We start from the raw sequence: 4,675 nt of genomic DNA on the forward strand, positions 1-4,675 counted from the left end.
GCGAATTGCCGTCCAGGTAGATGACGCCCTCGGGCAGGTCGAAACGGTCGCGCAGCGGTGCCACCGGGTCGGCGGCGTCGAGCGCGAGGCAGGCCGCGCGCGTGGTGACGGCGGCGATGTCATGGAGAGGTGGGTTCATGCGGGAAGTGTAGCCACTTTTGCATCAATCGGGCGCAGGAAAAAATTTTCAGGATTTTTTGGTCCGGACTCTAAAGTTCTCCGGAACCCGTCCGATAACCCATCCAGATACCCGGGAAAGGGTCTCGAAAAAATTTTGGCGAAAACCCTAAAGTTTCTCTAAAGGCTGCCGATAACCCTCTCAGATGACGAGGATTGGATCAAAAAAAGTTTGTCGAAACCCTAAAGTTCGGCAAAAACGGTCCGATAACGAGTCAGTAGGGTTGCTTTAGGGACAAAAAATTTTTTTTGAGGAACCCTAAAGTTCCCGAAACTGTTGACGTAAACCAACACAGCAATACGTTGTTGGCGACGTCGAAGGGCAGGAAAGCGCCCTGGTTGCACATCATTCTTCCGGCCCCTTTTCATAGGGGAGCCACCACGATTCGGCAGGGTTTGTCAGACAAACTCCTACGGATCGATCTCGTCTTTGCCGGACGAAAAATACAGACACTCTCCTATTCTCCAAAAGTTTCCTCACAGTCAGAATCTATCTCACTGGCAACACACAACGCCTCACAGATAGATCAAACGGAGATGGAAATGACTGCGAACGACATGATGGCTGAAATTCGTGATGCGAACCTGAGCTACCTGATGCTGGCACAGCAGATGATCCGCGCAGACAAGGTCACCGCAATCTTCCGTCTCGGCATCTCGGCCGACATCGCCGACCTGATCGAAGGCATGAGCAACGCGCAGATCCTGAAACTCGCCGGCGGCAACATGATGCTGGCCCGCTTCCGCTTCGACGACGCCGCGATCCTCGGCATGCTGACGAGCCACAGCAAGGACCGCGCCCTGGCCCAGTCGCACGCCGCCATCCTGATGGCCGGCCAGCCCGCTGAAGAAATCGCCTAACACCGAACACCGCACACCCCCGGCAGAAAACGGAGCCGGGGGTCAGAGCGCGAAGTTGCTTTTTTGCGCTCTGACCCCGAATTTCAGCCCGCAGCCCGCAATCAGAATCGAAGTCACGGAGAACAGCATGACCAAGAAAAGCGTCGTCTCGGAAGCCCAGGAAATCCAGCTCGCCATCGAACTGATCCAGCTCGGTGCACGCCTCCAGCTGCTGGAAAGCGAAGTCTCCCTGTCGCGCGAGCGCTTGATCAAGCTGTACAAGGAACTGAAGGGCGTGTCGCCGCCGAAGGGCATGCTGCCGTTCTCGACCGACTGGTTCCTGACGTGGCAACCGAACATCCACGCTTCGCTGTACATCAACATCTATAAATTCCTGGTCGAGTATGCCGGTGCAACGGGTATCGAGGCCGTGATGAAAGCCTATAAGCTGTACCTGGAACAAATGCCGCCGGCCGCGGGCGAAGAGCCGCTGCTGTCGCTGACCCGCGCCTGGACCCTCGTGCGCTTCTTCCAGGGCAATATGCTCCAGCTGGCACCGTGCTCCAAGTGCCAGGGCAAGTACGTCGTCAACGCCCTCGACCTGAACAACGATTACCAATGCGGCCTGTGCCACATGCCTTCGCGCGCCGGCAAGACCCGCAAGGCCAAGGACGCCGCCGCACTCGCCGCTGCCTGAGCGGTTTTCCCTCCAGGTCGATGACCCAGCCTGCCTCGCGCCGCGCGTTCGCGGCGCCGTCCGTCCGCGCACTGCTGGCCCAGGCCGGCGCTTTCCCTCTCACCCTGATCGCCGTCTGGCTGCTCGCCCGTGCGGGCGTCCACATGTCGTGGGAGGGCGTCGCCCTCGTCCAGGGCGCCCTGGCCGCACTGCTGGCCTGGGGCCTGCGGCTTGCCATCTGGTGGCGGGCCATCGAACTCGTGTTCCCGACCGGCGTGCTGCTGGCGCGCGGCTTCGAGCTGCCGCCGGGCGTGTTCCTCGTATTGTTCGTGCTGTTCCTTCTAATATATTGGTCGACGTTCCGCACGCAGGTGCCGTACTACCCGTCCGGGCGTGCTGCCCGGGATGCCGTCGCCGGTGTGTTGCCCACGGACCGTCCGCTCGCGATCGCGGATGTGGGCAGCGGCCTCGGTGGTCTCGTGCTCGACCTGGCGCGGCGCCGGCCGGATTCGCAGGTGGACGGTATCGAACTGGCGCCGCTGCCGTGGTTCGTCAGCCGCCTGCGCGGCAAACTGTCGGGCAGTCGCGCGCGCTTCCTGCGCGCCGACTACGAAACGGTGAATTTCGGTCACTACGACGTCGTGTTCGCCTATCTGTCGCCGGCCGCGATGGCCGGGTTGTGGCGCAAGGCGGAGAGCGAAATGCGGCCCGGTAGCATCCTGTTAAGTTACGAATTCGATATTCCCGGAAGAATGCCCGACCGTCGCATTGTGACGACTAACAGTAAGAAAATTCTCTTTCTTTGGCAATTTTGACGGTGGTCCGGGCACTTTTACTTGCCCGTGGGCCATTCTCAAGCTAATCTAGTTCCCTACGTAAATATTTCTCTTTGGATTCATCAACTTGGATCCAATCCGGGCGACCCCCGGAATCACGCATCGGGAGTCCCGTGTTTGTCATTGTTGGTTACGTAATCGTCTGCGCATGCGTCTTCGGCGGCTTTGCCATGGCCGGCGGTCACCTGGCAGCATTGTTCCAGCCGCTCGAACTGCTGATGATCGGCGGCGCGGCTACCGGTGCGTTCTTCGTCGGTAACACGCCCAAGGCGGTGAAGGCGACGCTGGGCGCGCTGCCCACGCTGTTCAAGGGCTCGAAGTACACGCGCGAGATGTACATGGAGCTGATGTCCCTGCTGTTCGACGTGCTGTCGAAGGTACGCAAGGAAGGCCTGATGTCGATCGAAGGCGACATCGAGGGCCCCGAGCAGAGCCCCGTGTTCTCGAAGTACCCGCTGGTGCTGGCGGACCACCACATTATCGAATTCATCACCGATTACCTGCGACTGATGGTTTCGGGCAACATGGACGCGTTCCAGATCGAGAACCTGATGGACAACGAGATCGAGACCCACCATCATGAAGGTGCGGTCCCGGCGCAATGTATCGCGAAGCTGGGCGACGGCCTGCCGGCGTTCGGTATCGTGGCGGCCGTGATGGGCGTCGTGCACACGATGGAATCCGTGGGCCTGCCGCCGGCCGAGCTGGGCATGCTGATCGCGCACGCGCTGGTCGGTACGTTCCTCGGCATCCTGCTGGCCTATGGCTTCGTGGGACCGCTGTCCGGCCTGCTCGAGCAGAAGCTGGAAGAATCGAGCAAGATGTTCCAGACCGTGAAGGTGACGCTGCTGGCGAGCCTGAACGGTTACGCGCCGGCACTGGCCGTCGAATTCGGCCGCAAGGTGCTGTACTCGACCGAGCGCCCGACGTTCGCGGAACTCGAGGACCACATCAAGAAGGCCAAGAGCAAGTAATGGTGCGAGCTGACCACATCGGCGCGGGAGTGCGGCATGGCTGACGAAGGCCAGAAGCCGATCATCGTCAAGCGCGTCAAGAAGGGCGGCCATGGTCACCATGGCGGCGCCTGGAAGATCGCGTACGCCGACTTCGTGACGGCGATGATGGCGTTCTTCCTGCTCATGTGGCTGCTCGGCTCGACGACCAAGGGCGACATGGAAGGCATCGCCAATTACTTCAAGACGCCGCTGAAAGTCGCCATGCAGGGCGGCTCCGGCTCCGGTAACAGCAACTCGATCCTGCAGGGCGGCGGCAAGGACCTGACGCGCCGCAACGGCCAGGTCAAGAACGGCGACATCGAGCCCAACAAGAAATCGATGGACCTGAAGTCCGCGCGCGAAGCCCTCGAGAAGCAGGAGGCGGCGCGCCTGGAAGAGCTCAAGCAACGCATCCAGCAGACGATCGACGCCAATCCGCTGCTGCGCAAGTACAAGAACCAGCTGCTGCTCGACGTGACGAGCGAAGGCCTGCGCATCCAGATCGTGGACGAAAAGAACCGCCCCATGTTCGCCTCGGCGAGCGCGCAGTTGCAACCGTACACCCGCGACATCCTCGATGTGCTGGGTCTCGTGCTGAACGACGTGCCGAACCGCATCGGCCTGTCGGGGCACACGGATTCCACGCCGTATTCCACCGCCGAAGGGTATACGAACTGGGAATTGTCGGCCGACCGCGCCAACGCTTCGCGACGCGAGCTGGTGCATGGCGGCCTGTCCGACGCCAAGATCCTGCGCGTGGTGGGTCTCGGCTCGGCCGTCCACCTCGACCGCGCGGATCCGTTCAACCCGATCAACCGCCGCATCAGCATTCTCGTGATGAACAAGCGTACCGAGAACGCCGTGCTGCACGACGGCACGCCGCTGGATGTGCCGGGCGAGAGCGCCGACGCGGCGGTCAAGGCTGTTGCGGAAGCGGGGGGGGGGGGGGGGGGGGGCCCCCGGCCAAAAGGGGGGGGGGGGGGGGGCCCCCCCGGGAAAGGGGGGGGGGGGGGGGCCCCGCCGCCGCGGGGGGTCTCTGGGGGTGGGCGCCCCGGGGGGGGGGGGGGGGGGGCCCCCCCCGTCTAAACGGGGGCCGGGGGGGCGGCACCCGTCGAAAAGGGTGCCGGGGTGGCGGCACCCGTCGAAAAGGG

General features: G+C 62.4%; 5 protein-coding genes. All 5 read left to right on the top strand.

The features are described 5' to 3' along the window. Positions 1-720 precede the first annotated feature (720 nt). The 5 genes from flhD (at position 721) to motB (ending at position 4,610) form a co-directional block, all read left to right on the top strand. The gene (flhD, locus tag ACEN88_RS24660) at positions 721-1,038 is read left to right on the top strand and encodes a flagellar transcriptional regulator FlhD (protein WP_036230363.1); all 318 of its coding nucleotides are present in this window, start codon (positions 721-723) and stop codon (positions 1,036-1,038) included. A 127-nt stretch (positions 1,039-1,165) separates the two neighbouring features. Further along, positions 1,166-1,714 (top strand): flagellar transcriptional regulator FlhC, encoded by a 549-nt coding sequence (gene flhC / locus ACEN88_RS24665; RefSeq protein ID WP_259447566.1) that lies wholly within the window; start codon positions 1,166-1,168, stop codon positions 1,712-1,714. A gap of 20 nt (positions 1,715-1,734) precedes the next feature. Continuing rightward, positions 1,735-2,508, top strand: coding sequence for a class I SAM-dependent methyltransferase (locus ACEN88_RS24670; protein WP_413343925.1), 774 nt, complete (start codon positions 1,735-1,737; stop codon positions 2,506-2,508). A gap of 134 nt (positions 2,509-2,642) precedes the next feature. Further along, positions 2,643-3,503, top strand: a complete 861-nt coding sequence (gene motA / locus ACEN88_RS24675; RefSeq protein ID WP_413343927.1) for a flagellar motor stator protein MotA — start codon at positions 2,643-2,645, stop codon at positions 3,501-3,503. Positions 3,504-3,539: 36 nt separating this feature from the next. Next, on the top strand, positions 3,540-4,610 hold the full coding sequence (motB, locus tag ACEN88_RS24680) for a flagellar motor protein MotB (protein ID WP_413343928.1): 1,071 nt from the start codon (positions 3,540-3,542) through the stop codon (positions 4,608-4,610). Positions 4,611-4,675 lie beyond the last annotated feature (65 nt).

Origin of the sequence: Massilia sp. CT11-108 (assembly GCF_047302915.1) — a bacterium.
GTDB classification, from domain to species: domain Bacteria; phylum Pseudomonadota; class Gammaproteobacteria; order Burkholderiales; family Burkholderiaceae_D; genus Telluria; species Telluria orientalis.

Coding starts and splice junctions, on each gene's coding strand:
- ACEN88_RS24670 (WP_413343925.1), top strand. CDS start 1,735: ATGACCCAGCCTGCCTCGCGCCGCGCGTTCGCGGCGCCGTCCGTCCGC.
- flhC (WP_259447566.1), top strand. CDS start 1,166: ATGACCAAGAAAAGCGTCGTCTCGGAAGCCCAGGAAATCCAGCTCGCC.
- motB (WP_413343928.1), top strand. CDS start 3,540: ATGGCTGACGAAGGCCAGAAGCCGATCATCGTCAAGCGCGTCAAGAAG.
- flhD (WP_036230363.1), top strand. CDS start 721: ATGACTGCGAACGACATGATGGCTGAAATTCGTGATGCGAACCTGAGC.